At 59.4% G+C, this 26241-nt stretch carries 26 protein-coding genes and 1 pseudogene; 10 read left to right on the top strand and 17 right to left on the bottom strand.

Annotated features, from left to right (window positions below; all coding sequences use genetic code 11):
• Positions 1-25 precede the first annotated feature (25 nt).
• Together BA177_RS18030 and BA177_RS18025 are read right to left on the bottom strand one after the other, a co-directional pair.
• On the bottom strand, positions 26-607 hold the full coding sequence (locus BA177_RS18030) for an SCO family protein (protein ID WP_068618549.1): 582 nt from the start codon (positions 605-607) through the stop codon (positions 26-28).
• Positions 591-1286: an SURF1 family protein gene (locus BA177_RS18025; RefSeq protein WP_197493231.1), complete on the bottom strand. Its 696-nt coding sequence runs from the start codon at positions 1284-1286 to the stop codon at positions 591-593. Before BA177_RS18025 ends, BA177_RS18030 begins: the two co-directional genes overlap by 17 nt.
• 72 nt (positions 1287-1358) lie before the next feature.
• On the opposite strand from BA177_RS18025, the gene BA177_RS18020 reads away from it, so the two are divergent.
• Entirely contained in the window at positions 1359-1559 is a 201-nt protein-coding gene (locus BA177_RS18020; protein WP_068618547.1) for a twin transmembrane helix small protein, read from the top strand.
• 85 nt (positions 1560-1644) lie between these two features.
• Here the strand turns inward: BA177_RS18020 and BA177_RS18015 are convergent, their stop codons facing one another.
• From BA177_RS18015 to BA177_RS17995, 6 genes are all read right to left on the bottom strand, one after another.
• Positions 1645-2514, bottom strand: a complete 870-nt coding sequence (locus tag BA177_RS18015; protein WP_068618545.1) for a cytochrome c oxidase subunit 3 — start codon at positions 2512-2514, stop codon at positions 1645-1647.
• Positions 2515-2529: 15 nt separating this feature from the next.
• The gene (locus BA177_RS18010; protein ID WP_068618543.1) at positions 2530-3114 is read right to left on the bottom strand and encodes a cytochrome c oxidase assembly protein; all 585 of its coding nucleotides are present in this window, start codon (positions 3112-3114) and stop codon (positions 2530-2532) included.
• Between the two features lie 7 nt (positions 3115-3121).
• The gene (locus BA177_RS19045) at positions 3122-3244 is read right to left on the bottom strand and encodes a hypothetical protein (RefSeq protein WP_257739183.1); all 123 of its coding nucleotides are present in this window, start codon (positions 3242-3244) and stop codon (positions 3122-3124) included.
• Positions 3244-4857: a cytochrome c oxidase subunit I gene (ctaD, locus tag BA177_RS18005; RefSeq protein ID WP_068618542.1), complete on the bottom strand. Its 1614-nt coding sequence runs from the start codon at positions 4855-4857 to the stop codon at positions 3244-3246. The genes BA177_RS19045 and ctaD overlap by 1 nt, the downstream gene beginning before the upstream one ends.
• A 53-nt stretch (positions 4858-4910) precedes the next feature.
• Positions 4911-5714, bottom strand: a complete 804-nt coding sequence (gene coxB / locus BA177_RS18000) for a cytochrome c oxidase subunit II (RefSeq protein WP_068618539.1) — start codon at positions 5712-5714, stop codon at positions 4911-4913.
• 442 nt (positions 5715-6156) lie between these two features.
• Positions 6157-7029 (bottom strand): methyltransferase domain-containing protein, encoded by an 873-nt coding sequence (locus tag BA177_RS17995; RefSeq protein ID WP_068618537.1) that lies wholly within the window; start codon positions 7027-7029, stop codon positions 6157-6159.
• A gap of 79 nt (positions 7030-7108) precedes the next feature.
• Here BA177_RS17995 and BA177_RS19220 point away from each other — a divergent pair.
• Positions 7109-7327, top strand: a pseudogene (locus BA177_RS19220) (double zinc ribbon domain-containing protein); the annotation flags it as partial.
• 66 nt (positions 7328-7393) lie between these two features.
• Positions 7394-7876: a ComF family protein gene (locus tag BA177_RS17990; RefSeq protein ID WP_156762908.1), complete on the top strand. Its 483-nt coding sequence runs from the start codon at positions 7394-7396 to the stop codon at positions 7874-7876.
• Here the strand turns inward: BA177_RS17990 and ubiA are convergent.
• The 7 genes from ubiA to BA177_RS17955 all read right to left on the bottom strand — a co-directional run bounded on the left by ubiA (position 7846) and on the right by BA177_RS17955 (position 15437).
• Positions 7846-8763 carry a 4-hydroxybenzoate octaprenyltransferase gene (gene ubiA / locus BA177_RS17985; RefSeq protein ID WP_068618535.1) on the bottom strand — a complete coding sequence of 306 codons (918 nt, stop codon included), beginning with the start codon at positions 8761-8763 and terminating at the stop codon, positions 7846-7848. The genes BA177_RS17990 and ubiA overlap by 31 nt on opposite strands.
• Positions 8764-8833: 70 nt before the next feature.
• Positions 8834-10915: an ATP-dependent DNA helicase RecG gene (gene recG / locus BA177_RS17980; protein ID WP_231892469.1), complete on the bottom strand. Its 2082-nt coding sequence runs from the start codon at positions 10913-10915 to the stop codon at positions 8834-8836.
• Positions 10916-10929: 14 nt separating this feature from the next.
• The gene (locus tag BA177_RS17975) at positions 10930-11313 is read right to left on the bottom strand and encodes a RidA family protein (protein WP_068618532.1); all 384 of its coding nucleotides are present in this window, start codon (positions 11311-11313) and stop codon (positions 10930-10932) included.
• 37 nt (positions 11314-11350) lie between these two features.
• Complete coding sequence (locus BA177_RS17970; RefSeq protein ID WP_068618529.1) at positions 11351-13510, bottom strand: RelA/SpoT family protein; 2160 nt, start codon at positions 13508-13510, stop codon at positions 11351-11353.
• Positions 13511-13558: 48 nt separating this feature from the next.
• The gene (gene rpoZ / locus BA177_RS17965) at positions 13559-13840 is read right to left on the bottom strand and encodes a DNA-directed RNA polymerase subunit omega (RefSeq protein WP_068619649.1); all 282 of its coding nucleotides are present in this window, start codon (positions 13838-13840) and stop codon (positions 13559-13561) included.
• Between the two features lie 74 nt (positions 13841-13914).
• On the bottom strand, positions 13915-14568 hold the full coding sequence (gmk, locus tag BA177_RS17960) for a guanylate kinase (protein WP_068618527.1): 654 nt from the start codon (positions 14566-14568) through the stop codon (positions 13915-13917).
• 2 nt (positions 14569-14570) lie between these two features.
• The gene (locus BA177_RS17955; RefSeq protein ID WP_068618525.1) at positions 14571-15437 is read right to left on the bottom strand and encodes a YicC/YloC family endoribonuclease; all 867 of its coding nucleotides are present in this window, start codon (positions 15435-15437) and stop codon (positions 14571-14573) included.
• A 287-nt stretch (positions 15438-15724) separates the two neighbouring features.
• Here BA177_RS17955 and BA177_RS17950 point away from each other — a divergent pair, with 287 nt between their 5' ends.
• The 6 genes from BA177_RS17950 to BA177_RS17925 all read left to right on the top strand — a co-directional run bounded on the left by BA177_RS17950 (position 15725) and on the right by BA177_RS17925 (position 21228).
• Complete coding sequence (locus BA177_RS17950; RefSeq protein WP_068618524.1) at positions 15725-16471, top strand: PP2C family protein-serine/threonine phosphatase; 747 nt, start codon at positions 15725-15727, stop codon at positions 16469-16471.
• Positions 16472-16582: 111 nt separating this feature from the next.
• Positions 16583-17302, top strand: a complete 720-nt coding sequence (gene rph, locus BA177_RS17945; protein WP_068618522.1) for a ribonuclease PH — start codon at positions 16583-16585, stop codon at positions 17300-17302.
• A gap of 9 nt (positions 17303-17311) precedes the next feature.
• Positions 17312-17923 (top strand): RdgB/HAM1 family non-canonical purine NTP pyrophosphatase, encoded by a 612-nt coding sequence (gene rdgB / locus BA177_RS17940; protein ID WP_068618519.1) that lies wholly within the window; start codon positions 17312-17314, stop codon positions 17921-17923.
• The gene (gene hemW / locus BA177_RS17935) at positions 17923-19086 is read left to right on the top strand and encodes a radical SAM family heme chaperone HemW (RefSeq protein ID WP_068619647.1); all 1164 of its coding nucleotides are present in this window, start codon (positions 17923-17925) and stop codon (positions 19084-19086) included. Before rdgB ends, hemW begins: the two co-directional genes overlap by 1 nt.
• 343 nt (positions 19087-19429) lie before the next feature.
• A complete protein-coding gene (gene rpmE, locus BA177_RS17930) occupies positions 19430-19654 on the top strand; it encodes a 50S ribosomal protein L31 (RefSeq protein ID WP_068618517.1) in 225 nt (74 codons plus the stop codon).
• 278 nt (positions 19655-19932) lie between these two features.
• Complete coding sequence (locus BA177_RS17925; RefSeq protein ID WP_068618515.1) at positions 19933-21228, top strand: citrate synthase; 1296 nt, start codon at positions 19933-19935, stop codon at positions 21226-21228.
• Between the two features lie 79 nt (positions 21229-21307).
• On the opposite strand, the gene BA177_RS17920 is transcribed toward BA177_RS17925, so the two are convergent.
• Together BA177_RS17920 and BA177_RS17915 are read right to left on the bottom strand one after the other, a co-directional pair.
• Positions 21308-21925 (bottom strand): hypothetical protein, encoded by a 618-nt coding sequence (locus BA177_RS17920; protein ID WP_068618512.1) that lies wholly within the window; start codon positions 21923-21925, stop codon positions 21308-21310.
• 79 nt (positions 21926-22004) lie between these two features.
• A complete protein-coding gene (locus tag BA177_RS17915; RefSeq protein ID WP_068618511.1) occupies positions 22005-24719 on the bottom strand; it encodes a penicillin-binding protein 1A in 2715 nt (904 codons plus the stop codon).
• Between the two features lie 460 nt (positions 24720-25179).
• On the opposite strand from BA177_RS17915, the gene BA177_RS17910 reads away from it, so the two are divergent.
• Positions 25180-26241 carry a pilus assembly protein PilM gene (locus BA177_RS17910; protein WP_068618508.1) on the top strand — a complete coding sequence of 354 codons (1062 nt, stop codon included), beginning with the start codon at positions 25180-25182 and terminating at the stop codon, positions 26239-26241.

Here is a 26241-nt window from a genome sequence, read left to right as displayed (position 1 = left end):
CCCCGGTCCTCCGCGTGCCCGCTCACTAGCCGATGCTCGACAGTTTCAGCAGGTGTTCGATGTCGTCAACCAGGTTGCGTGGCGTGATCTCTGTCGGAAAATACAGCACCAGATTGCCGAGCGGGTCGATCAGGTAATAGCCACCGAGATCGTCAGCAACCGGGTATGCCTGGTCCAACAAGCGGTCTGCCGCCGACTCCTGTAAGGCAATCAAGCCTGCGTGCTCCTCGGTTAGCAACAGGGTATCCGGCGCCTCTGAGCCGTGCAACATCACGCGAACAACGCGGTTCATGTCGTTACCCAGCATCAGCCGGCTCTGGCGCAGCTTGTACAATGCGTCCCTGCAGGCATCGGCGCAAGGTGCCGTGTACACGTAGACCAGTGCCCAGTGATCGGCGATGGCCCGTGTGAACCCGGTTTCACCCAGCAACTCATTCACGTTTTGAATAGGCGTGAGCAGCACACCGTGATTGGTGGTCGCCTGCGGTCGTGGCGCACTGCCGCTGTAGTACATCCAGCTGGCAGCCGCCAGTGGCAGAATGAAGATCAGCGCGACCAGCAGCAGCTGCAGGCGCCCGGAACGTTTCTTGTCAGGTCCGTCGTTCATGCCTGAGTTTTTTCCTGAGTTGATAAACCAGTATCACCAATACGGTGAGCGCCAGTGCGGACCACTGAAACGCATAGCCGTAATGAATCATCGATCCCTTTTCCGCCGGGCGCCAGCTACGTGCGTAACCATCGCTGGCGTCCGGCGACAGCAATAAGACCGTTTTCGAAACCGGCTGGCCCAGCTCGGCTGCGAGGTCTGACAGTTCCGGGTAAACCGCCACTTTCGGCCATGCCTGGCCGGGTCGCACGGCGCGGTCCGGGCGCAGTGCCACGCGCGGCAGGCGGCCAACCCGGGCAGTGAGACTCCGAACCTCGTCGCTCACTGCAATTTCCGGCAACGCACTGTCGCCCCGGGATTTTGCAATCCAGCCGCGGTTGACCAGTACCAGCTCAGCCTCGCCAGCCATAGCGAACGGTGTAATAACGTAATAGCCGACCCGACCGTTGATGACGATGTTGTCGATCAGAAACTGCCGTTCAGGCAGATAACGTCCGCGCGTGGCCACTTTCTGAAAACGAACGGGTTCAGCGACGCTGGCAAGTTCGACCGGCGCCGCGCTCGCGTCAAACAATGCCGCCGTCGCTTCTTTCTCTTCTGCTCGTTCCAGCTGCCAATTGGCAAGCGAGATGAACATGACAATCAGCAGGACTCCCGCCACTGGCGGTAGCCACTTCATTGCCATCTGCTGAATGTTTCGCGTCTCTATCACGTTATAATGCCGTGCTGGCAACTGCTCACTGGAGCCTCAATGAAATTCTTTATTATCGCAATGTTGATTGCGATCGTGGCAAGCCTCGGTTCTGGCCTGTTCTATCTTAGTAAAGATGGGCAGGGCTCGCCGCGCGTGCTCAAGTCACTGCAAATTCGGGTGGCTCTGTCAGCCGTGCTGTTGCTGGCATTGCTGGCGTCGTACTTTCTGGGTTGGCTGGGGCCGTTGCCAGGCTCCTGAAATTAAATCTGCCAAATCCGCAGGGCCGGAACGTGCGCCTTGCAGGATCCGGCAAAAAAAGCGGCGCCTTTAGCGCCGCTTTTTCTTACATCCAGTAAACAAAGACGTACAGGCCCAGCCAGACGACGTCCACAAAGTGCCAGTACCACGCGACGGCTTCGAAACCGAAGTGACTCTTGGGCGTGAAGTGCCCCTTCATTGTGCGTACCCACATAACTGTCAGCATTATCGCGCCAATGGTTACGTGCATGCCGTGGAAGCCTGTAAGCATGTAGAACGTTGCGCCGTAAATGCCCGAGGCCATCGTCAGGTTCATCTCCTGGTAGGCGTGGATGTACTCTTCCGCCTGCATTACCACGAAGAAATAACCCAGCAAGAACGTCGCTGCCAGAAAGACATTCAGAATTTTGCGCTGATTGTGCAGCAGCGCGTGGTGCGCGATCGTGATCGTGACACTGGACGTCAACAGAATCGCGGTGTTCAGTAAAGGCAGACCGAACGGGCCCATCTTTTCGTACTCACCGCCCATGTCTGCCGGCCCGTTGGTCGGCCAGGTATTCTCGAAACCCGACCAGAGCAGCATGTTGGTAAAGAAGTTGTTGCTGTCACCACCAAGCCAGGGCACGGACATGTTCCGTGCGTAGAACAAGGCACCGAAGAATGCCGAAAAAAACATAACTTCCGAGAAAATGAACCAGAACATGCCCATACGGAAGGATTTATCTACCTGGGTGTTGTACAGGCCCCCCTGACTTTCGGCGATTACGTTCGAGAACCAGCCGGTCAGCATGAAGATGACGATTGCTGCACCGAACAGCATCACCCAGTAACCCGCGTCCGAACCGTTGAACCAGGTCGATACGCCTACCATCAAAAAGAACAGGCCAATTGAACCGATCACGGGCCATTGACTGCCGTGGGGGACGTAATAACGATCTTCAGCGTGTGATGACATGAGGGTATCCGAGACTTACTGGTTGGAATGAGTGGAAGTAGCAGCCTGCTGACGGTTGTCGGTCAGACGGGCTGTATCGAAAAACGTATAAGACAAGGTGAGCGTATCGACATAGTCGGGCAGCTCTGAATCAACAATAAAACGCACCAGCAACTCGCGCTCTTCATTGGCGGCAAATTCCTGGTTGGTAAAACAGAAGCAATCGAGCTTCTTGAAAAAACTGCCCGCAATCGATGGAGCGACACTCGGCACAGCCTGGGCAATCTTGCTGCGCCCGGTTAAATTGCGCGCGGTAAATACCGCTTCGTACAAACCGCCAGCCTGCACGGTCATGGACTCGACCATCGGTTCGAAAGCGAACGGCGCGAACTCATTGACTGTAGTCACAAATTCGAGCTGTATTTCGCGGCTTGCGTCGCGATTCTCTTCCATAACCACGGCTGTTTCGTTGGTCCTGCCGCCGAAACCGGTGAGGTCACAAAACACATCGTAAAGCGGCACAAGCAGGAACCCAAAGCCAAACATACCGACGGCCATCAGCAGCAAACGTGTTGCCAGTGACCGGTTATCGTTGTTGGCTGAGGTGCCCCGTTTGCTCATGTCTGTCTCAGCGCAGTCCGCTAATCGTTATAAAGCCAATGTAGACCAGCAGTGCGATGCCGGCGAACAGCAAGGTGTGGTTGCGTATGCGCCGTTTCTGCTGCAGTTCGTTATTGCGAATCTGGTCCATTACTCAAATGCTCCAGCTTTCGACAGCTTCGGTGGCTCGTCGAAGGTGTGATAAGGGGCTGGCGACGGTACGGTCCATTCCAGACCCTTCGGGTTGTCCCAGACTTGTGCTGTAGCCGTCTTGCCGTTGCCGCGTGCGCACTGGATGACGATGTAAGCGAACAGCAACTGCGATACGCCGAAGCCAATCGCGCCGATACTTGCGACCGCATTGAAATCGGTGAACTGGGTAGCGTAGTCAGGGATGCGTCGTGGCATGCCTGCGAGTCCAAGGAAGTGCATGGGGAAGAAGGTGAGGTTGACGAAAATCGTCGACAACCAGAAATGCCATTGCCCCAGTTTTTCGTTGTACATCGTGCCGGTCCACTTCGGCAGCCAGTAGTAGGCCGCGGCCATGATGCCGAAGACAGCACCAGGTACCAGTACGTAGTGGAAGTGAGCTACGACAAAGTAAGAGTCGTGGTACTGAATGTCAGCCGGCACGATAGCCAGCATCAGCCCGGAGAAACCACCGATCGTAAACAGGAACAGGAATGACAGTGCGAACAGCATCGGGGTTTCAAACGTCATGGCGCCGCGCCACATCGTCGCGGTCCAGTTAAACACCTTCACGCCGGTCGGAACGGAAATAAGCATTGTCGCGAACATGAAGAACAACTGGCCGGTCAGCGGCATGCCGACCGTGAACATGTGATGCGCCCAGACGATAAACGACAGGAAACCGATGCTGGCAGTCGCGTACACCATTGAGTCATGGCCGAACAGCGGCTTGCGCGAGAAGGTCGGGATGATCTCCGATACCACACCGAACGCCGGCAGGATCATGATGTACACCTCTGGGTGGCCGAAGAACCAGAAGATGTGCTGGAACATGACCGGGTCACCGCCGCCGGCGGCGAGGAAGAAGCTGGTACCGAAGAACTGGTCCGTCAACAGCATGGTGACGGCGCCAGCGAGTACCGGCATAACGGCGATCAGCAGGTAGGCGGTAATTAACCAGGTCCAGACGAACATCGGCATCTTCAACAAGGTCATTTCCGGGGTACGCATGTTGATGATCGTTACGATGACGTTGATCGCGCCCATGATCGAGCTGAAGCCCATCAGGTGGACGGAGAAAATCAGGAACGGAAACGCATCGCCCGTCTGCAGAACCAGCGGCGGGTACATCGTCCAGCCACCGGCCGGTGCGCCACCTGGCATGAACAGTGTCGACAACAGCATTGTGAAGGCGGCAGGCAGAATCCAGAACGACCAGTTGTTCATGCGTGGCAGCGCCATGTCAGGCGCGCCGATCATCAACGGGACCATCCAGTTGGCGAGACCCACAAAGGCCGGCATAACGGCGCCGAAAATCATGATCAGCGCGTGCATCGTGGTCATCTGGTTGAAAAACTCGGGATGCACGAATTGCAAGCCCGGGCTAAACAGCTCTGAGCGAATGACCAGGGCCATCGAGCCACCGACAAAGAACATGATCAGACTGAAGATCAGGTACATGTTGCCGATGTCTTTGTGGTTCGTCGTGAACAGCCAGCGCTTGATGCCTTTGGCTGGTCCGTGGTGATCGTGGTCGTCGTGGCTCGCGGCTGCGTCCGTCACTGCAGTACTCATCAATCTATCTCCAGCAGCGCGCCCAACATCGGGCCCGCCGGTATTCCAAACTGTTAGTTAGCGGCGACTGGCGCCGTGTTGCCCTGCTCTGCGGCCAGCCAGGCAGCGAATTCTTCCGGCTCAACCACTTCAACGACAACGGGCATATAGCCATGGTCCTTGCCGCACAATTCCGCACACTGTCCGCGGAACGTCCCGGTTTCCTCTGCGCGGAACCAGATTTCATTCATATAGCCGGGGATTGCGTCTTTCTTGATCGAAAGCTCCGGAACCCACCATGCATGAATAACGTCATTGGACGTCAGCAGTACTCGAACCTTGCTGCCTTTGGGCACAACGAGTGGCCGGTCTACTTCAAGCAGGTAGTTATCGACGCTGAACGGGTCAATGCCGGATTGTTTGCGCCGCGCGTCCGCGCTGGTCCGGGCCAGACTGCTGAAGAAGGAAACGTCTTCATTCTGGTAGTTGTAATGCCACTTCCATTGATACCCTGTGACGACAACCGTCATGTCGGGTTTGCGGCTGTCCTCGATTTTGACCAGCGTCTCGGCAGACGGCACTGCCATCACCAGCAGGATGATGATCGGGATGACCGTCCAGACAACTTCCGCCGTAGTGCTGTGCGAGAAGCTGGCGGGTTGCACGCCCTGTGATTTCCGATGTTTGAACATGGAGTAGATCATCACACCGAATACACCGAAGCCGATGGCAACACACCACCAGAACACCATCATGTGCAACCCGTAGGTTTCCACACTCAATTCGGTTACGCCTTTCGGCATGTTCAGCGTCCAGTCCGCGAAGGCATTGCCGGCTAACAGTAGTCCGGCCGCGCTGAGGCACAGTTTTCGTATCATCGAAGCTTCACCCGGTGACGCGTGTCACCCAAAATTCCATCCAGTACGTAAGTCACACGTTGCATCTTTACCAAGCACGGCGAAGTAAACGTACGCCGATAGCCACCGCAGCCAGTTGTCATGCTCTGGCTGTGATTCACCGCAAAACCGTACCGCCAACTTCGGCTGTCAGGCCAAAATCACGAGTCGGTTTCAGGGTGGCAAGTCCGGGTACCTTTGGCTCCGCTCAGTGTTCGAAGGCTTTAAACCTGCGCGCGGGTACCCGGCAGTTCCGCTGCCCGGCATCCAATGTCGATGCCGGCTGGTCAAAAAGCCAGCGAAGTTTACTGAAAGCGGGTTCGGCTTGCAAACAGCCGGGCGCTTGGTGCACGAGACAAATTATTTCATTAACAACCACTTAGCCGGACGACCTGATTTGGCTTGTGGAAAGTTTCCGGCAAACCTAGCGACCGCGGCGGCGGCCGCGCAAATCATCGACGCTGAAACTGAACTCGTCGTCCTTGGGAAGCGGACCGCCACCCCAGGCGTGCCCGTACACCATTTCCAGCGTAAGCCTAAGTCGCTGCTCATGAAATTGACTTTGCAGCGCATCTTTGACGCGGCCAAATCGTTGTTTGCCGGTCAGCGTGCGGCGGCGTCCGGCCAGCGTATTTCTTGCACCGGTCACGGTCAGGTCGCGAAACAGGGCGCGGGTGTCGGTGTACTCGAGGTGCAAATGGTCGATATCCAGCACCGGATCGCGCAAACCTTCGCGCACCAGTGTGTCGCCAAGGTTGTGCATATCCGCAAATTCCCGCACATGCGCCGCCTCATCGCCCTCGAATGCATTCCGCAGTTCGCGCAGGCTGTCAGGGCCGAGGGCGGAAAACGCAAACAGCCCGTCTTTGCGCAAAACGCGGGCGACATCGTGCAGCAGTTGCGGCAAGTCGGCGATCCAGGGCAGCAACAGGTTGGCAATCACCACGTCCATGCTCCCGTCTTTCAGGGGGATGGCCTGCGCATTTGCCTGCAGCACCCGGTTGCGCGAAAACAAGGAGCCAGCGCGGCGGTTGTGTTGCAGCATGTTGTGGGACAGGTCGAGGCCGAACAGCTGACTGCCGCGAAAGCGTTTCCCCAGTTCGCGATTCAGCGCGCCTTTACCCGCGCCAAGAATCAGCACCCGCTCTACCTTGAGTTGCATGGGTTGCAGCCGCTCAAGCAGGCCTGCCCGGCTGGTGGCGAACAGGAACTCGGCCGCGTCACTGTCGTCCGCGCTGCGGTCAAAGCGTCTCCGCACGTCTCGCTGACGCGGTGTTTCTGTGTCTGGCGTGTTCATGGCGGGCGCTAGCATACGGGCATTGCTCGCGTACCGCGATATGCCCGGACGGTGAACTATCTGCCCTTGCTGCCGGGAAATGCGAATCGCGGTACCGGTTGCGGTCTGCGAGGATCGGCGCATGCGTATCGGCGCCCTGCCAGTTCCCGGCTTACCGACAGTCTGTGTCTTTTGCGCGCAGCCGGTTAGTCACGGGCGGCTCTGTGAAGGCTGTCGCAAGGATCTCCCGGCGCTCGGCCCCGCGTGCCCGCTTTGCAGCGAGCCCATGCCGCGGGTGACCGCGGCTGACCTGTGCTGCGGTCGCTGCCAGCAACGCCCGCCGCCGTGGACCCGATGCCGCGCGGCCCTGCCCTATGAATGGCCCGTGGACGCCGCATTGAAAGCGTTGAAGTTCTCGGCACAACTCGCGTTTGCGGCGGCGTTCGCGGAGCTTATGCTGCCGTTATTGCGTCGCGAATTCGCGGCCGTCGATGCCCTGCTACCGGTTCCGTTGCACCGTTGGCGACAGGCGTTGCGCGGTTTTAATCAAGCAGAAGAACTTTGCCGGCCGCTGGCCCGTGCGACAGGGCTGCCGGTTGCAACCGCTGTGCGGCGGGTTCGTGCCACCGAGGCGCAGAGCGGGCTCGGACGGGCGGCTCGCCGGCGCAATCTGCGTGCTGCCTTTGCACTGGCCGCACCCCTGAAATGCCGATACCCACTGTTAGTCGACGATGTCATGACCACGGGCGAGACCTGCTGGCAGCTCAGTCTCTTGCTGCGTGCCCATGGTGCCGAACAGGTCGGAGTACTGACGGTTGCGCGCGCCGCGAACGGACGTCAGCCAGGCAGTGGTGTCTCGAAGGTGTAGTGCAGGACGATGCCGATGAACACCACCATACCGATATAGTGATTGTGCAGAAACGCCTTGAAACAACCGTCACGGTCCCGTTTCCGCGCCAGCCATTGGTGCCAGGCCATCATCAACGCCGCGATCATCAACGCGGCGAAGTACCACGGGCCAAGCTCCGCCATGTTGCCGGCAAAAATCAGCGCCATCAGCATGAGCCCCTGCAGTGCGCCGATGATAAACAGGTCGGCATCGCCAAACAGGATTGCGGTGGATTTCACGCCGATCTTCAGATCGTCCTCGCGGTCCACCATGGCGTAGAAGCTGTCGTAAATCGTCGCCCAGATAAGGGCCGCAAGAAAGATGATCCAGGCGAGTTGCGGCGTTTGTCCGGTCTGGGCAGCAAACGCCATCGGCACAGCCCAGCCAAATGCCGCGCCAAGGAAAAACTGCGGTACCGAAATGAAACGTTTGATGAACGGGTACACGATGGTCAGGCCGGCGCCGACCACGGCGAGGATCTGTGCCTGACTGTTGAGCATGGAGGCGAGCCCGATCGCAATCAATGACAACGCGACGAACAGCGCGAGGGCTTCCAAAGGCGCGACGGCGCCGCTGGGAATGGGTCGGTTGCGGGTCCGTTCGACGTAAGGGTCGATGTTGCGATCGGCGAAGTCATTGAGCACACAGCCGGCGGCCCGCATGACCACCACGCCGAGTACAAACACGATAAACAGTCCGGAATCGGGATGGCCTTTGCCGGCCAGCCACAGCGCCCACAAGGTTGGCCACATCAACAGCCAGATCCCGATAGGACGGTCCATGCGCATCAGGACCAGGTAATTGCGGAGCTGACTGAGCAAGGCCGCGTTGCCCGAGCTGCGGTTCACGGGGTTGTTGGTATTCATTGCAGCGAGAGTGTACTGAAATCCGCGATTGCGGCCAGTGTGGATACGCGGTGAGGCAGGCGCAAGCCGCTCAAACCTTGCCGTAACGGCCGGCATCGGCGATCCAGCGGCGTACCAGTGCACTCGCTGTCGCCGGGTTTTCCCGCAGTATGGTTTGCGCTGTCTTTTGTACCTTGGGCATCAGTTCGCCGTCGCGGGCGAGGTCGGCAATGCGGTATTGCGGCAGTCCGGTCTGGCGCGTACCCAATAACTCTCCCGGCCCACGAAGTTCGAGATCGCGCTGCGCGACGATGAAGCCGTCGTTGGTATCGCGCAAAACACCCAGCCGGCTCTTTGCGATCTTGCCGAGCGGTTGTTTGTAGAGCAGCACGCAATGGCTTTGTGCAGCACCGCGGCCCACACGGCCACGCAACTGGTGCAGCTGTGACAGCCCCATGCGTTCCGCATTTTCGATGATCATCAGGCTGGCATTGGGGACATCGACGCCGACCTCAATCACGGTTGTTGCCACGAGCAGATGCAGCTCACCGGCTTTGAACGCGCGCATGACCAGATCACGGGCGGGGCCTTTCATGCGCCCGTGCACGAGCCCGACCTGCAATTCAGGCAACGCTGCACTGAGCTGTGCATGGCTGAGTTCGGCCGCTTGAAAATCCAGCAGTTCTGATTCCTCGATCAGCGGGCAAACCCAATAAGCCTGTTGGCCTTTGGCGCAAGCTTCGCGGACCCGCTCGATGACCTGTTCGCGGCGGCTCTCGGGCAGCGCTACTGTCGTGACCGGCTGCCGGCCCGGCGGCAGCTCATCAATGATCGACGTGTCCAGATCGGCATAGGCGGCCATCGCCAGCGTGCGCGGGATTGGCGTTGCGGTCATGACCAGCTGGTGTGGTTGCCCGAGTCCGTCAGCACCCTTGTCGCGCAACGCCATGCGTTGGTGAACGCCGAAGCGGTGCTGCTCATCAATCACGATAAGACCCAGTCCGTGAAAGTCGACGCCATCCTGAAACAGCGCATGCGTTCCAATCACCAGTCGGGCAGTCCCATCCGCGATGGCCGCGAGCGACTCGCGGCGTGCCGCTGCGCGCTGACTGCCGGCCAGCCAGCAGGGTTCGATGTCCAGCGGTTCAAACCACGACTGAAAACTTTGCAGGTGCTGTTCAGCCAGCAGTTCCGTCGGTGCCATAACCGCGGCCTGCCGACCACTGCCGATGGCCTGCAAGCATGCCATCGCCGCAACCACGGTTTTGCCCGAGCCAACATCGCCCTGGATCAGGCGCATCATCGGCTGCGCTTTACGCAGGTCGGCGAGTATTTCTTCGATAACGCGGCTTTGTGCACCGGTCATGGTAAATGGCAGGCTGCTCAGGAAGCGGTGGTGCAAGCCCGCATCGTCGGGCAGCGCCGGCGACTTTTCCTGGCTGGCCAACCGACGCAGATTGCGCAGGCTCAGGTAGTGAGCCAGCAGTTCTTCAAAAGCGAGCCGCTGCTGGCAGGGATGTGTGCCGGTTGCCAGCAGCGTCAAGTCAGCATCGACCGGTGGGTGGTGCAGATAGCTCAGTGCCTCGGCAAGCGTTGGCATGTCAAGCTCGTTGCGCAGACTGTCAGGCAGCAGTTCGGCTGGTGGCGAGCGCCGCATGATAGCGACCGCCTGGCTGGCAAGGCTGCGCATCCGGCCTTGCGGCACGCCGTCGGTAATCGGGTAAATCGGCGTCAGTGTATCGCTCGCCAACGGGTTGTTGCCGTCGCGAATGATGCGGTATTCAGGGTGCACCATTTCCATGCCCGCGCTGCCAAGTCGCGCGTCGCCGAAGCAGGCAATATGTACACCGGGCCGGAACTGCGCTTGTTGCTGCGCGGAGAAGTGGAAGAACCGCAAGGTGAGCTGACCACTGCCATCCGCAATACGAACCAGCAGACTGCGCCGGCCCCGAAATACGGTTTCTGCCAGCAGGACCTCACCACAAACCAGGCTGCGGGTCCCCGGCAACAGCTCGCCGATACGCCGGACCGTTGTGCGGTCTTCGTAGCGCAGCGGCAGCAGGAACAGCAGGTCTTCGACGTTTTCCAGGCGCAGCCTGGCGAGCTTCTGGACGAGAGCCGGACCAACCCCTTTGAGTGTCGTCAGTGCGGCATGCAGGGGTTGGTCGGCCACGTTAGCAAATCAGTTCAGCGGGCGGCCAGAACAGCCTCGGCCTCGATGTCCGTGCCCTTCGGCAGACTGGCGACGCCGATGGCGGCGCGGGCTGGATAAGGTTCGGTGAAGTACTCTGCCATGACTTCGTTGACGGTGGCGAAATTGCTGAGATCAGTCAGGAAGATATTCACTTTGACGATGTCATCGCTCGAGCCACCAGCGGCTTCGCAAATAGCCGTCATGTTCTTGAACACCTGGTGTGCGCGTGCGGCAAAGTCACCCTCAACAATTTCCATGCTTGCCGGATCTAGCGGCAACTGCCCGGACATGAACACGAGTCCGTTTACTTCTACTGCCTGCGAGTAGGTGCCGATGGCGGCAGGCGCGTTATCACTGTGTATGACTTTCCTGGACAAGACTGTCTCCTGAGGTTTTCTTATGGGTTAACTGGTTCTAGGCGCAGTCGCGGGTGACGCGAGCCACGTTCGGCATTGTACGTACACGCCGCATGATGTTCGCGAGATGCGTACGATCCCTGATCGTAATCAGGAACGTCAGCTCGGAACAGTCTTCGTGCCGATCTCCGACCGATACCTGTTCGATATTGGAACCGGCATCGGCAATCGTGGCGGCCACTTCGGCGAGTACGCCGGTGCGGTTGATCGTTTCGATCCGGATCTGGGTGGTGAAATCGCGTTGCAATTCCTTTTCCCAGTCAACCGAGATCCACTTGTCGGGTTGCTTGCGAAAGTTCGACAGGTTGCCGCAATTATTGCGGTGAATCACGATACCGCGGCCGGTGCTCAAATAGCCCATAACCTCGTCACCCGGAATCGGGTAGCAACACTTGGCGTAGGTGACGACGAGGCCTTCGGTACCGGATATCGTAAGGCTGGCTTTGGCATCCGTTTTTTCGCCGTCATCACCGATGCCGAGCAATATACGCGCCGTTAATGGTGCGAGTCGTTCTCCCAGCCCGAGTTGTTCGTACAGGCCTTCCGGGCTGTCGAGGCCGAGTTCATTAAGTGCTTCGCGCATCCGGACCTTGCCGATCTTGCGCAGTGATGAGCCCAGGTCCTTGAGCGAACGATCCAGCAAACGCTTGCCGAGGTCGGTGGATTCGCTTGAGCGCATTTGCTTCATGTACAAGCGAATGGCCGAGCGCGCCTTTGCCGTGGTGACAAAAGTGACCCAGTTGGGGTTTGGCTTGGCGCCGCGCGCCGTGACGATCTCGACGGTCTGGCTGTTCTGCAACTGGGTGCGCAAGGGCACCAGGTTGCGATCAATCTTGGCCGCAACACAGCGATTGCCGATGTCGGTATGGACGGCGTAGGCGAAATCGACGGTGGTCGCGCCTTTCGGCATCGGCATGATGTCGCCTTTGGGCGTGAACACGTAGATCTTGTCCGGGAACAGGTCAACTTTCACGTTCTCCAGGAACTCTTCCGAGCTGCCCTGCTCCTGGATTTCCACCAGCCGAGATAACCATTCGCGCGCCCGTCGCTGTGGCGTAGCGCTGGATTTGTCTTCGGCCTTGTATTGCCAGTGTGCGGCAACGCCGGACTCTGCCACGCGGTTCATCTGCACGGTGCGAATCTGCACTTCGAGCGGCATTCCTTTCGGACCAAACAGGGTTGTGTGCAGTGATTGGTAGCCGTTGATCCGCGGAATCGCGATGTAATCCTTGAAGCGACCGGGCATGGGCTTGTACAGCCCGTGCACGATGCCAAGTACGCGATAGCAGGTGTTGACGTCGTGCACCACGATACGAAAACCGTACACGTCGACGATGTCGTTCAGCAGGCGCTTCTTCTCCGCCATCTTCTTGTAGATGCTGTAGAGGTGCTTCTCGCGGCCGATCACTTCGCCGTCGATCTGCTGTTCCTGGAGCGATTTGCGTATGCGATCTGCCATTTTGCGCAGCATCTGGCGTTGATTGCCTTTCGCTCTGCGCAGCGCTTTCTCAAGAACACGGTAACGGTAGGGGTACAGGTAGCGCATGCCGAGGTCTTCGAGATCGACCTTCATGCGGTTTATGCCCAGGCGATTTGCAATCGGCGCGTAAATCTCAAGCGTTTCGCGGGCGATGCGTGCCTGCTTGTCGCGCGGCATGGAGTCCAGCGTACGCATGTTGTGCAGGCGGTCTGCGAGCTTCACGAGGATCACACGGATGTCCTCGATCATCGCCAGCATCATCTTGCGGAAGCTTTCGGCCTGCGCTTCGGCGCGGCTGTTGAACGGCATCTGGTCGAGCTTGCTGACGCCGTCGACCAGGGTCGCGATCTCGCTGTCGAATTCCTTCTCGAGGTCGGCGATGCCGGTCTCGGTGTCCTCGACCACGTCATGCAGGATCGCGGCCGCTATGGCCTGCGCGTCCATGTGCATGTCGGCGAGGATGCTGGCGACCGCAACGGGGTGCGAAATATAGTCTTCACCACTGCGCCGCCGCTGGCCCTCGTGGGCGGCAGCGCCAAAGCGGTACGCTTTAACGACCAGCTTTATCTGATCAGGGGTGAGGTAGGTGCGCAGTTTGACCAGCAGCTGCCGCAGACCGTGGTCACGGCGGGCAGCGCGGCCCGGCAATTTGGCAAGAATGGATGCGGCGTAGTCCATGCTTCATGTTACCTGCAGTTGGGGCTGGCCGCGGCACCCGTTTTGCAGTCAGTCTCCGATTGAAATGCCTCGCATGGGCATGATGTCGTCATTGCTTTCGGGTTGCATGAAGTCGTCGACAGGCGGCTGTTCGATTTCCTCAAGAATAGACGGCGTGATATGGCCGCCGGCAATTTCGCGCAATGCGAGTACCGTCGGCTTGTCATTTTCAAGTTCGACCAGGGCATCTGAGCCATGAGCAATGCGGCGCGCGCGCTTGGCGGCGACCAGCACCATTTCAAAGATGTTGTCGATGTTGTGCAGGCAGTCCTCGACCGTAATTCGGGCCATGGGGGTCATTCTCCGTTGCCGGCTCGTGCCGGGTTTTTCGCAAAGACCGGCCAGTTTACAGGATTGTTGCGGAATTACGCCAGAATCTTTTCGATCAGCGGACGCATGCGAGCACTGCGGCAGTGCTCGCAATCCCCGCGCAGCACGGCTTCGAGTTCGTCAACGGCACGGTCGAGGTCATCGTTGACGATGCAGTAGTCGAATTCGTTCCAGTGCGACATATCACTGAGGGCGTCGCGCAGGCGGCGCTCGATGACCGCGTCGCTGTCCGTCTGGCGGTCCCGCAGGCGGCGCTCCAGTTCGGCACGCGACGGCGGCAGGATAAAAATCGTAATGCACTCCGACATGGACTCCCGGACCTGCTGCGCGCCCTGCCAGTCGATCTCCAGTAACACGTGGTGGTCATTTGCCAGGTGTTTCTCGACCTGCTGGCGGCTGGTGCCGTAGTAATTGTCGAAGACCAGTGCCGATTCCAGCAGCTCGCCCTTTTCTTGCAGGTCGTGGAAATCTGTAAGGTTCACGAAGAAATAATCCCTGCCATCTTCCTCGTTTCGTCGCTTCTGGCGTGTGGTGTAGGACACCGAGAAGCGGATGTCAGGGTTTCGCGCGACTAATTTCCTGACCAGCGTAGTCTTGCCTGCGCCTGAAGGCGCGGCTATGACAAACAGCCGTGCTGCGGGCGCCTCGTTGGCCGCTACGCCGGAGTGCTTGAGTCTGTTGCTGGTCATGCTCACTCGATGTTCTGGATTTGTTCGCGCATCTGTTCTATCAGCACCTTGAGATCAACCGCGGCCCGGGTGGTGTCCGTATCCGCTGATTTCGAGCCCAGCGTGTTGGCTTCGCGGTTCAGTTCCTGCATCAGGAAGTCCAGCCGGCGACCCACGGGTTCGCTGGCGGCGAGGTTCTGGCGGATTTCGCTGATATGGCTTTCCAGCCGGTCCAGCTCCTCGTCGACGTCCAGTTTCTGGCTGATCAGCGCCAGTTCGACCTCAAGTCGCGCCGGATCGGCGGCAACATCGAGCTTTGCGATTCGCTCCCGTTGCTTGTTCCGTACCCGTGTCAGCACTTCGGGCATGCGGGCCCGCACGCTGCTGGCGATGTTCAGGATTTCGTCGCAACGCGAGCTGAGCATGTCTTCAATACGGCCGCCTTCGCTCGCCCGCATCGTGTTGAGCGCGCTGAGCGTCGTGGCCAGCAACTCGCTGCCGGCGGCAAACAGCGGCTCGACCTCCAGCGGCGGTTCTTCGACGACGCCGGGCCAGCGCAACACGTCCAATGGATCCATGGGCCGCGTGTCCGGGAGCAGTGTCGCCAGTTCGGCCGTGCGTTCTGCCAGCCGGCTCAGCAGTTCGTGATTGAGCATCAGGCCGCGTTCACTGCTGGTTGCGCGCCGGAAATGCAGGTGGCAGTCCACTTTGCCGCGCTGCAGTTGGCTGCTAACTTGTTGTCGCAGTTCGGATTCTTTGGGGCGCAGTTCCTCGGGTAGGCGGAACTGCACGTCCAGGTAGCGATGATTGACGGCCCGGATCTCGCAGGTCAGCGTGCCCAATGGCGACTCGGCGATTTGCCGGGCAAAGCCGGTCATACTGTGCAACATTCACTAACCCCTGATAAATTGGCCCGCCTCGGAAACTGTTGTTCGGGTCACAGACTGGCGGTCCCGTCCGACCTCATACTCGGGATCGTGCTGTGCGGGAGCCTGCGGCGGCCATACTAATGGAAGCTCGGGGCCCGGCGAAACATTTGATCACTGACGGCATTCGCTGCCGGCGAATTCTTCGACAAGAGAGAAGCGATAGTCAATGCAGGAATTATCGACAGCTGAGCTGCACTGCCAGAGAGGCATTGCCGGTCGGAACGGGCACGACAACATTGCAGAATCCCATGCAGATTGAATACAGCAAGGTCTCAGCGATCGGTGATCGGCAGGACAATCAGGACCGTGCGGCCATCGTTGTTGCCGAGAATGCCGCGCTGATGCTGGTGTTCGATGGCATGGGTGGTCACTCCGACGGCGCGTTGGCGGCCGAAACCGGCATCCGGGTTGTGCAGGACCTGTTCACCAAGATGCCGCTGCCTATCTTTGATCCACAAGGTTTTCTTTACATGGCGCTGGCACGCGCGCACGACGAGATTGTCGCGCTGGGCGCCGATATCGGTGTCGACTTTCGGCCCCGGGCCACTTGCGCTGTTTGCCTGGTGCAGGAATCAGGCAGCTACTGGTGCCACATCGGCGACAGCCGCATCTACCTGATGCGCAATGGCCAGCTGGTGCAGCGTTCGCGCGACCACAGCCACGTCGAAGTGCTGATCCAGGAAGGGGCAATAACGGAGGCTGAAGCGCTCGATCACCCGATGCGGAATTTCGTTGAGTGCTGCCTGGGCGGTGATGCACCCGTTCCGGACATGACTCTGACCCGGAAACTGCCGCTGCAACCGGGTGACGTACTGCTGGCTTGCAGTGACGGTCTGTGGTCGGGGCTCAGCGATGCCGAGATCGCACGACTGGCGACCCTGCCGGACAGCGAACTGGGCGACAATCTCAAGTCGCTGAGCGTCAAGGCGCTGACCGCCAATTCGCCTTACAGCGATAACACGACCGGCACCGCATTGAGGTTCATAGCGCCTTAAGTGTGAAACCGCGCGTCTGCGCTGTGTTTTTCAGTAAACTGTGCGCCTGCAACACCCGCCTGCCACCGTCACGGTGGCCTTTTGTCTTTTATTCCATCTCAGGAGCAAGCGATGCGACCCAGTGGCCGCGCAGCCAACGATTTACGAACCGTGCGATTTACCGCGGACTTTACCCGGCATGCGGAGGGCAGCGTGCTGGCCGAGTTTGGCGATACCCGGGTGTTGTGCACCGCCAGTGTCGAGCGGCGCGTGCCGCCATGGATGCGCGGTCAGGGCAGCGGCTGGGTAACCGGCGAGTACGGCATGTTGCCGCGCTCGACGCATACCCGCTCCGGGCGTGAAGCGGCGCGCGGCAAGCAAAGCGGGCGTACCCAGGAAATTCAGCGACTGATCGGCCGCTCATTGCGGGCAGCGACGGACCTTGAAGCGCTGGGTGAGCGCACGGTCACGCTCGACTGCGATGTGCTGCAGGCCGACGGCGGCACTCGCACCGCGGCCATCAGTGGCGCTTTCGTGGCGCTGAGTATCGCCATGAAACGTCTGTGTGCGACCCGTGAACTCAAGCGCAACCCGCTGCACGGGCAGATTGCGGCCGTGTCCGTCGGCATTTTCGATGGCACGCCGGTACTGGATCTCGACTACGCGGAAGATTCCAGTGCCGAGACCGACATGAACGTGGTGATGAACGAGGCCGGCCACTTTATCGAAGTGCAAGGCACGGCCGAGGGCCATGCTTTTTCTCGCGCGGAATTCGCAACGCTGCTTGATTTGGCGACTGATGGCGTGAGTACGATCATGGCCTTGCAGAATGCCGTGCTGGAATCGGTCTGAGACAAGCTGATGCCTTCTGTTCCACAGCGTGTGGTCATTGCTAGCGGCAATCGCGGCAAGCTTCGCGAAATCGCAAGCCTGCTGGCACCGCTCGGGATTGAGGTGTGCGCCCAGACGGATTTCGCTATCCCCGAAGCGGTGGAAGACGGCGACAGTTTTGTTGCCAACGCGCTGCTCAAAGCGCGCCACGCCGCGCGCCTTACCGGGCTGCCGGCCATCGCGGACGATTCAGGGCTGGCGGTGGACGCGCTGCACGGCGCGCCTGGCGTGTACTCGGCCCGCTACGCCGGGCCTGATGCCAGCGACGATGACAATATCGACAAACTGCTGCATGAGCTGGGCGATCGTCCGGCCGCAGAGCGCGGTGCGGGCTTTCATTGTGCCGCTGTTTTTGTTGCCAGTGCCGGCGACGAGTCGCCGCTGATTGAGGAAGGCGTGTGGCGTGGACGGATCGCCGCGGCTCGCCGCGGTGCGGGCGGCTTCGGCTACGACCCTGTGTTTTTCGATCCCGAGCTGGCGCGCTGCGCGGCGGAACTGAGTGCAACCGAGAAGAATGCGCGCAGTCATCGCGGCAAGGCGTTTCGTGCCTTGTCTGACGGACTGGCGAAGCGGTGGGCCTGATGCCGCCGCTGGCGCTGTACCTGCATCTGCCGTGGTGCGTCAAGAAATGCCCCTACTGCGACTTCAACTCCCACACGGCGGGCCCGGCCATCCCGCGTGAGCGTTACGTCAAGGCGCTGCAGCGAGACTTGCGCTACGAAGCACCGCAAGCGGAAGACCGGGTGGTCAGCAGCCTGTTCATCGGCGGCGGTACGCCCAGCCTGTTCAGCGGCGCTGAGATTGGTCAGCTGCTGGACTCCGTTCGGGAGCACTTCGTCCTGGCCGACGACATTGAAGTGACGATGGAAGCCAATCCGGGCACGGTTGAACGCCACAACCTTGCCGGCTATCGTGAAGCTGGCGTCAACCGTTTATCCTTGGGGGCCCAGAGCTTCAGCGCGGATGCCCTGACACGGCTGGGTCGAATTCACGGTCCGGGTGAGATTACCCAGGCGGTCGCTGACGCGAGGGCGGCGGGTTTCGACAACCTGAATCTCGACCTGATGTTCGCGCTGCCGGGGCAGACGCTGGCCATGGCGCTGGCTGACCTTGCGCAGGCGGTCGCATTGGCACCCGAGCATCTGTCGTTCTACCAGCTTACGCTGGAGCCGAACACCGTGTTTCATCAGCGGCCGCCCGCGGAACTGCCGGACGACGAGCTGAGCTGGGATATGCAAGAGGCCGCGTTCAGGCACCTGGAGCAGGCGGGCTACCGACGCTACGAAATTTCGGCGTTCGCCCGTAACGGCAAGAGCTGCCGGCACAACCGCAATTACTGGACGTTCGGTGATTACCTTGCGGTTGGGGCGGGGGCGCACGGCAAAGTGACCGACCGGGCCGGCAGGATCTGGCGTTACAAGAAACCAGCCCACCCACAGACCTATATGGAATGCGCCGAGCGGGATGACCTCGCCCGGCACCCGTTGGTGCGCGTCGCCGAGGCCGATCTGTTGTTCGAGTTCATGCTGAATGCCTTGCGCCTGCCGGATGGCTTTGCCGAGCGAGTATTCGAAGAGCGGACCGGCCTGTCGTTCGATGTTGCGCGGCCTGGCGTGGCCGAGCTTGCTGATCGCGGCCTGATGCAGGCGGCAGGGTCAGCAACCTGGCGGCCTACCCCGTTGGGTCTGCGTTTTCTGAACGAATTGCAGGCCCACTTTTTACCGTCCGCAGAGGCGATCGCGTAAGGGCGGCCGTGTGCGCGGGATGTTCCACGCAGTTACCGTTATGCACAAGCCTGACCTTAAGCGGCGTTTTTAGCATAATCATGACCGTTGCTCAGTGCGCCCCTGCGGAAAGGATGATAAACCATTGTTTTTATTCGTATTAATAAATTGGACACAAAGTAGACATTCTAATGCCGGGGCTTTAAAAATGCCCACTTAGCGCATTCACTCAATTTTCTTCCACAACCTTATCCACAGGTTTTGTGGATAACGCGAAGCCCGCTGCAGGGGGCTTGCAGCCTCAGGCGCTTCGCATTATGCTACGCGACCTTTTTGTACCGCGCTGCCACGCCGGAGAACCGAAATGAAAGCCGAGATTCACCCGAACTACAGCGAAACCAAAGTTGCTTGCAGCTGCGGCAACGAGTTCATTACCCGTTCGACCCTCGGCGAGGATCTGGCTATCGAAGTTTGTTCTGCCTGCCATCCTTTCTACACCGGCAAACAGAAGATTCTTGATACCGGTGGCAGGGTCGACAAGTTCCGTCGCAAGTACGGCATGGGCTCCAAAGCCGCGTCCGCAGAGTAACCCGTCGCGCGTTTCGCCCGATCCCGTCGCGGATTTGGGCAACGGCCACCACCGCGGATGACCAGGCGCTGGCAATCAAGGCTGCGCCTGGACGCTATAGCCGCTGTCATTGCAGGAGAAACTACCGCGACGTGGTAGCTCTCCGGGCCTCGTCTGACCGATAATCGGACCCCGGTATACTGTTCCCGGGGTCGTTCTACACGAGCGCCTGCAAGGCGCAGTTTCGTGATGTTAGGTCGGTCACGCAGTTTGCTGCGGACCAACGATTGAGGATGATAATGAGTAAAGACGTTTATACGCTGACGAGAAATGACGGTAGTGATCCAACGGAACTGCCGATTCACAAAGGAACCATGGGGCCGGATGTTGTCAACATCAGCAGCCTGTATCAGCAAGAAGGTGTCTTTACCTACGATCCCGGTTACGGCGCGACAGGTTCCTGCGAGAGCAAGATCACGTTCATCGATGGTCAGAAGGGCATATTGCTGTATCGCGGTTACCCGGTAGAGCAGCTCGCTGCCAAATCCAACTTCATGGAAATCTCGTACCTGCTCTTGTACGGCGAGTTACCGACCAAGGAACAGTTGGCGCGTTTCGATACTTCCATCCGTACGCACACGATGCTTAACGAGGGCATGCTGCGATTCTTCACCGGGTTCCGTTACGACGCGCACCCGATGGCGATGTTATCGGCAGTCGTTGGCTCCATGTCGGCGTACTACCACGACACGATGGACATCAATAACCCGGATGCGCGTGAAGTGTTTGCTCACCGCATTCTGGCCAAGATGCCAACCATCGCCGCTGCTGCCTACAAGCACACCTGCGGCCAGCCTTTTGTCTACCCACGCAACGACCTCGGTTACTGCGAAAACATGCTGCAAATGTTTTTCGCGGTTCCCGCCGAGCCGTATGAAATCAATCCGGTAGCGGCGGAAGCCCTCGATCTGTTGTTCATATTGCACGCGGATCACGAACAGAATTGTTCCACATCGACAGTGCGGATGGCCGGCAGCTCGGGCGCCAATCCGTATTCGGCTATCGCCGCGGGCATTTCGGCCCTGTGGGGGCCGGCGCACGGTGGCGCTAACGAAGCGGTATTGCGCATGCTGGAGGCTATCGGTGATGTGAAAAATATTCCGAAGTTCGTTGCCAAGGCCAAAGACAAGAACGACCCGTTCCGCCTGATGGGTTTCGGCCATCGCGTTTACAAGAACTTCGATCCGCGGGCGACGATCATCCGCGAGATGTGCCACAAGGTTCTGAAACAGATGGGGCGCACCAATTCGCCGCTGTTCGATCTTGCCCTGGAACTGGAGCAAGTTGCGTTGAAGGACGAATACTTCATCGAGAAAAACCTGTACCCGAACGTGGATTTCTATTCCGGCATCATTTACCGCGCGTTAGGCATCCCGACGTCAATGTTCACGGTGATGTTCGCCATCGGCCGGACGGTTGGCTGGACAGCGCACTGGCGCGAAATGATTACCGACCCCAACGGTCGGATCAGCCGCCCGCGGCAGCTCTACACGGGCGAGCCGACCCGCGACTACGTGTCGATCGATCAGCGCTAAGCAGCGCGACTCCAATAAAAAAACCCCGCTGCGGCGGGGTTTTTTTTGCCCGCTTGCCGGGCTTTCGCGCCAGACCGAATCAGTAAGCGGGCTCTTCCAGCAAGCGGCGTACGGCGTCGCTGTCAGCCCGGCGCATTGGCTTGCCATCAACAGGGCTGATGGGCGCCTGCCTTATTCCGTCAAACGGAAACACCGTGGCTTCTATCAGCGCGTTGTCATGCTCGAAGCGAAACGCTGCGTAAGTTTCCGCTTGCTTACGCCGGCTTTTCAGGCGCCGTTCAAAAGGCTTGTACGCAACGGACACCTTATCCAGAGCGATGGCAACCAGCTCCGGCGTGTCCGTAAAGACGTGCAAATTGACTGCGGCAGTTTCGCTTGCGGTACCGTTCAACACGGGGCCTACCAGGCGGGGTGAAAAATCGCTGAGTACATTCATTGCAGACACTGCTGCCCGGCGCAGTGTCTGTAACAGGCTGGAGTGCGATTCACGACCAAACAAGGCGAGGTGCTCGCTGACAGCCTGTTCGATTTCGGGGTTGCCGGGCAGCGAGCCGCGCGCACTCATCCCGAGTCGTTCGGCAGCTTTGGTTTTTGCGAGGCGGTAATCCTGAATGCCCTGATCGCAAATTATGCGGGCCGCTTCCTGCGCCAGCATCTGGCGTGCACGATCCTGCCCGATGACGCCTCGTCTGCTCATATCGTAAAGGTCACCTCTGTGCACCCTGACAATGCGGCCAGTGTAGTACGCGCCTTTGCCGCGAACCAGCGTTGTTCTGCTACCGCTGGAAAATAACGTCGCCGGACGGTGGCAGCTCTTCGTCGAATTGGTAAGCGTCATCCTGATTGAAGATGTCTTCCTGCTCTTCTGCCTGTTGGCAAACCGGTACGTGTCCGACCCGGAAAATTTCGAACATCGCGTCACTGGGCGGCACACGTGTATCTGCCGGGCAGCCGGATGTTTTCGATATTCGCACGGTGACGATGCCCTCGGGCATCGGCAGCTGATTGTTGGGTGCGCCTTGCAGCGCTCTCTTCGCAAATTCAATCCACACCGGCAGCGCGGTCCGTGAACCCTCTTCGCCCGGTCCCAGTGGGTCGTAATTGTCGTAGCCAATCCAGACTATCGATGACATGTCGCCGTTAAAGCCGGCAAACCAGGCGTCACGGCGATCATTCGACGTACCGGTCTTGCCGGAAAGGTCTCGGCGTCCCAGTACCCGTGCACGGCGCCCGGTGCCGCGATTGATCACGTCGCGCATCATGTCGGCAACGATATAGGCGTTTTGCGCGCTGATGATGCGCGGTGCGAGATTGACGCCCTCGTACAGCGACGGCTCCTCGCTGGCATCCGGCCGGTAGGTCTCGGCGACCTCCACCATGTTCAGCAGGGCAAGCTCCTGACTGCGCTCAACCTGTTCCGGCGAGACTGTCTCCGCGATGTCACCGGCGACCGCCGCCTCCGAACGGTCCAGTGTGGCAATGCTATCCGGCTCGCCAGGTACACCAAGTTCGGCGAACTCGTCGACTTCGTCCGCGATCGTCTCTGCGGGCGGCTCTTCGACAGGCTGGCAGCGTTCGCAGACTACGGCCGGCGCTGCGCGATAGAGTTCTTCATTGTTGGGCCCGAAAATTCCATCAATCACGTACGGCTTGACGGCATAACCCCCATTGGCGAACACGGCATAGGCCTGCGCCATGTCCAGTGGCGTAGCATTGCCACCGCCGAGTGCGAGTGAGCCGTTGCGAATCAGTGTGGCCGGACCGAAGCCAAACGGTTCGAGGTGCCTTAGTGTATTGCCGATCCCCGTGTTGTTCAGCAACAGCCGCACAGAGGCCAGGTTCATAGAGCGCACCAGCGCTTCGCGCATACGTTGTTCGCCGTAGAAGCGTCCCGTGTAGTTAACGGGTCGCCAGACGGCTTCGAGCTCCGAAGAATTGATAACCACGGGTGCATCCAGCAACAGCGTCGCGGCCGTATTGCCGTGCTCCAGTGCTGCCGAATAAATAAAGGGCTTGAACGACGAGCCCGGTTGCCGCGAAGCCTGGTTGGCGCGGTTGTACTTGCTGATTGAGAAGTCGAAGCCGCCGGCGAGACTGGTGATCGCGCCGTCTTTCGGGTCCAGTGAGACTATGGCGCCCTGCACGCGTGGCGCCTGAGCCAGCGCATAACCGCCGGCCTGGATCGGCATGATATGCACGATATCGCCAGGGTTCAGTACCTGGCCGACACTGGTCGGCACCGGGCCGCGACTTTGCCCGTCGATGTACGGCCGTGCCCAGGAAATCCCGTGCCAGGGCAACACGTTCCGCGAGCCATCCTCAAGGACGATGTCGGCACCGTTGTCATCCCGCAGGCGGGTCACCAGCGCGACCAGCAAGCCACCCGGCTTGCTGTAACCGTCGAGTGCCAGCTGCGTTTCTTCCGGCCATTCTGTAAACGGCCGTTCGTGCAGCGCAGGATCAAAGTCGATGCGGTCGATCGGGCCGCGATAACCGCGCCGACGGGTAAACTCCAGCAGGCCATTCTTCAGCGCATACGTGGCGCTGTTCTGCATCCGCGAGTCGAGCGTGGTCACGACTCTGTAGCCGGCGGAGTAGGTGTCTTCGCCGTAGCGTTCGAGCATTTCCCGCCGAACCATTTCCGCAACATACGGTGCAGACAACTCGGTGGCCGTGCCGTGCAGCTGTGACATGACCGGTTCTTCCATCGCCACTCGGTACTCGCTTTGATCAACAAAGCCGAGGTCGAGCATGCGGCCGAGTACGTAGTCGCGACGGATTCGCGCATTGCCGGCGCTGCGAACCGGATTGTAGAAGGACGGTGCGGGCAGTACGCCGGCAAGAATCGCGGCCTCGCTGACACTTATATTACTGAGCGGCTTGCCGAAGTAGACCTGTGCTGCCGCCGCGACGCCATAGGCGCGTTGGCCGAAGAACATCTTGTTCACGAACAGCGCCATGATTTCCTGTTTGCTGAATTCCTGCTCGATCTTCCAGGCCAGGAATGCTTCGCGCAGTTTTCGGCTGAACAGGCGTTCGCGGGTCAAAAAATAGTCGCGGGCCAGCTGCTGGGTGATGGTGCTGCCGCCCTGGCCGCGAGACCCGGAACGCACGTAGTTGACCAGTGCGCGGCCAATACCGATGGGGTCTACCCCGGGGTGGCTGAAAAAGCGGCTGTCTTCGGCGGCGACAAAGGCATTGACCACGTGTGGCGGCAGCTCGTCGAAAGTCACGATTATGCGCCGGCGTTCGCCGACTTCCTCAATCAAGCGGCCGTCACGGCTGAATATGCGCAGCGGGATCTGCAGCGGGATATCCCGGATGGTTTCGGCCGCCGGCAGCCCCGGCACGACGTAGAACCAGGCGCCAATGATGCCGGCGGCAATGCCAAGCGTTCCGCACAGGCTGAGGCCGGTCAGCAGGACCAGCCAGCGCCGCCAGCGAGGGCGGCGAGCGGTGGTGTTGGCAGACTGTTTAGCGGGCTTGGGCATAAAACCGACCGTAATTGCGCGGAATCGTTAAAAAAGAGAGCGAATGAATAGCCGGTCAGCCGTATAATCGAACGGCTTCCAGGCTGTGTCGGAGTGACAGGAATACTATCCGGGGTCGACCAGCGGCGAATAATAGCCAGCAATGAGACTGAGCTGCAATGGCTCGCCAGCAGGCGACAACCGCATTGAACGACGGCCACGAAGCGTCTTGAAGGGGGGCTGACCAGCGAAAACCTGCGCCAGATCGGATTGCGGCGGTCGAACCCGTCTTAGCAAAGGAATGCTGATGCGCTAACCAGTTCACGGAATTGAACGTTGCCGGGGCAGTAGCATTGCGCATCTTGTGTTCGTGAACAAAGTCACGTTTTATTTAACATTTTGTTGATATATAGTTAAATCGTTTTGCTCAGGTCCAACCTAATTTTGGGCCGCAACTTACCGACTTAGAAGGAAAAATAAGGTGCTCTTCCGGAAGAAATCCCAACCTTTGCTGGGCCTGGACATCACGACTTCGTCGGTGAAGCTGATTGAGCTGTCACAAAGTGGCAAACGCTTTCGGGTCGAGTCCTATGCGGCTGAGCCCACGCCGCCAAGTTCGGTCAACGAAAAAGCGATCGTCGATGCCAAAGCGGTCGGTGAGGCTATACGCCGCGCCATCAAGCGGGCAGGCGCCCGGGCAACCGACGCCGCCATCGCGATCAGTGGCGACGCAGCCATTACCAAGGTCATCCAGATGCCCTCCAGCCTGTCCGAGCGCGATCTCGAAGGCCAGGTGGAGATTCAGGCGGACCAGTACATTCCGTTCCCGATGGAAGAAGTCAGTTTCGACTTCGAAGTCGTCGGCGCGAACGAAAATGACCCCGAACTTATGGACGTGTTGCTGGTGGCAACCCGTACCGAGAACGTCGAACAACGCCAGGCCGCGGTGAAAGCCGCCGGACTGACGGCGCAGATCGTCGACGTAGAAGCCTTCGCGCTGGAAAACGCCTGCGCCCTGCTGGCTCACCAGATGCCGGACAACGGCATCGGCCAATCTGTGGCGATTGTGGATATTGGCGCCAGCAGTACTACGTTCAGCGTGTTGCGCGATCTTCGTGTCGTCTATACCCGCGACTTCTCCTTCGGCGGCCAGCAGCTGACTGAAGAGATCATGCGCACCTACGGTTTGTCGATGGAAGATGCCGGTCGCGCCAAGAAACAAGGCGGCTTGCCAAGCAACTACCAGCCGGAAGTACTGGAACCGTTCGTTGACGACATGACCCAACAGGTCAGCCGATCGTTGCAGTTCTATCTCGCCTCGGGCGGCGGTCGCGAACAGCCAGACATGATCCTGGTGTGCGGCGGTTGCGCCAACATACCGGGTATTGCCGATGTGATATCGAGCAGAGTGGGAATTCCGACGGAGATCGGTGACCCGCTCGGCCAAATGAAAATAAGTTCGAAGGCCAAGTCTCAGGGTGTGCATAAGGATGCGACTGCACTGTTGACGGCCTGCGGCCTCGCACTGAGGAGCTTCGACTAA

The organism is Woeseia oceani, from assembly GCF_001677435.1.
Classification (GTDB): domain Bacteria; phylum Pseudomonadota; class Gammaproteobacteria; order Steroidobacterales; family Woeseiaceae; genus Woeseia; species Woeseia oceani.
Note: the sequence above shows the minus strand (reverse complement) of the source record. Positions and strands in the feature narration are given on the sequence as shown.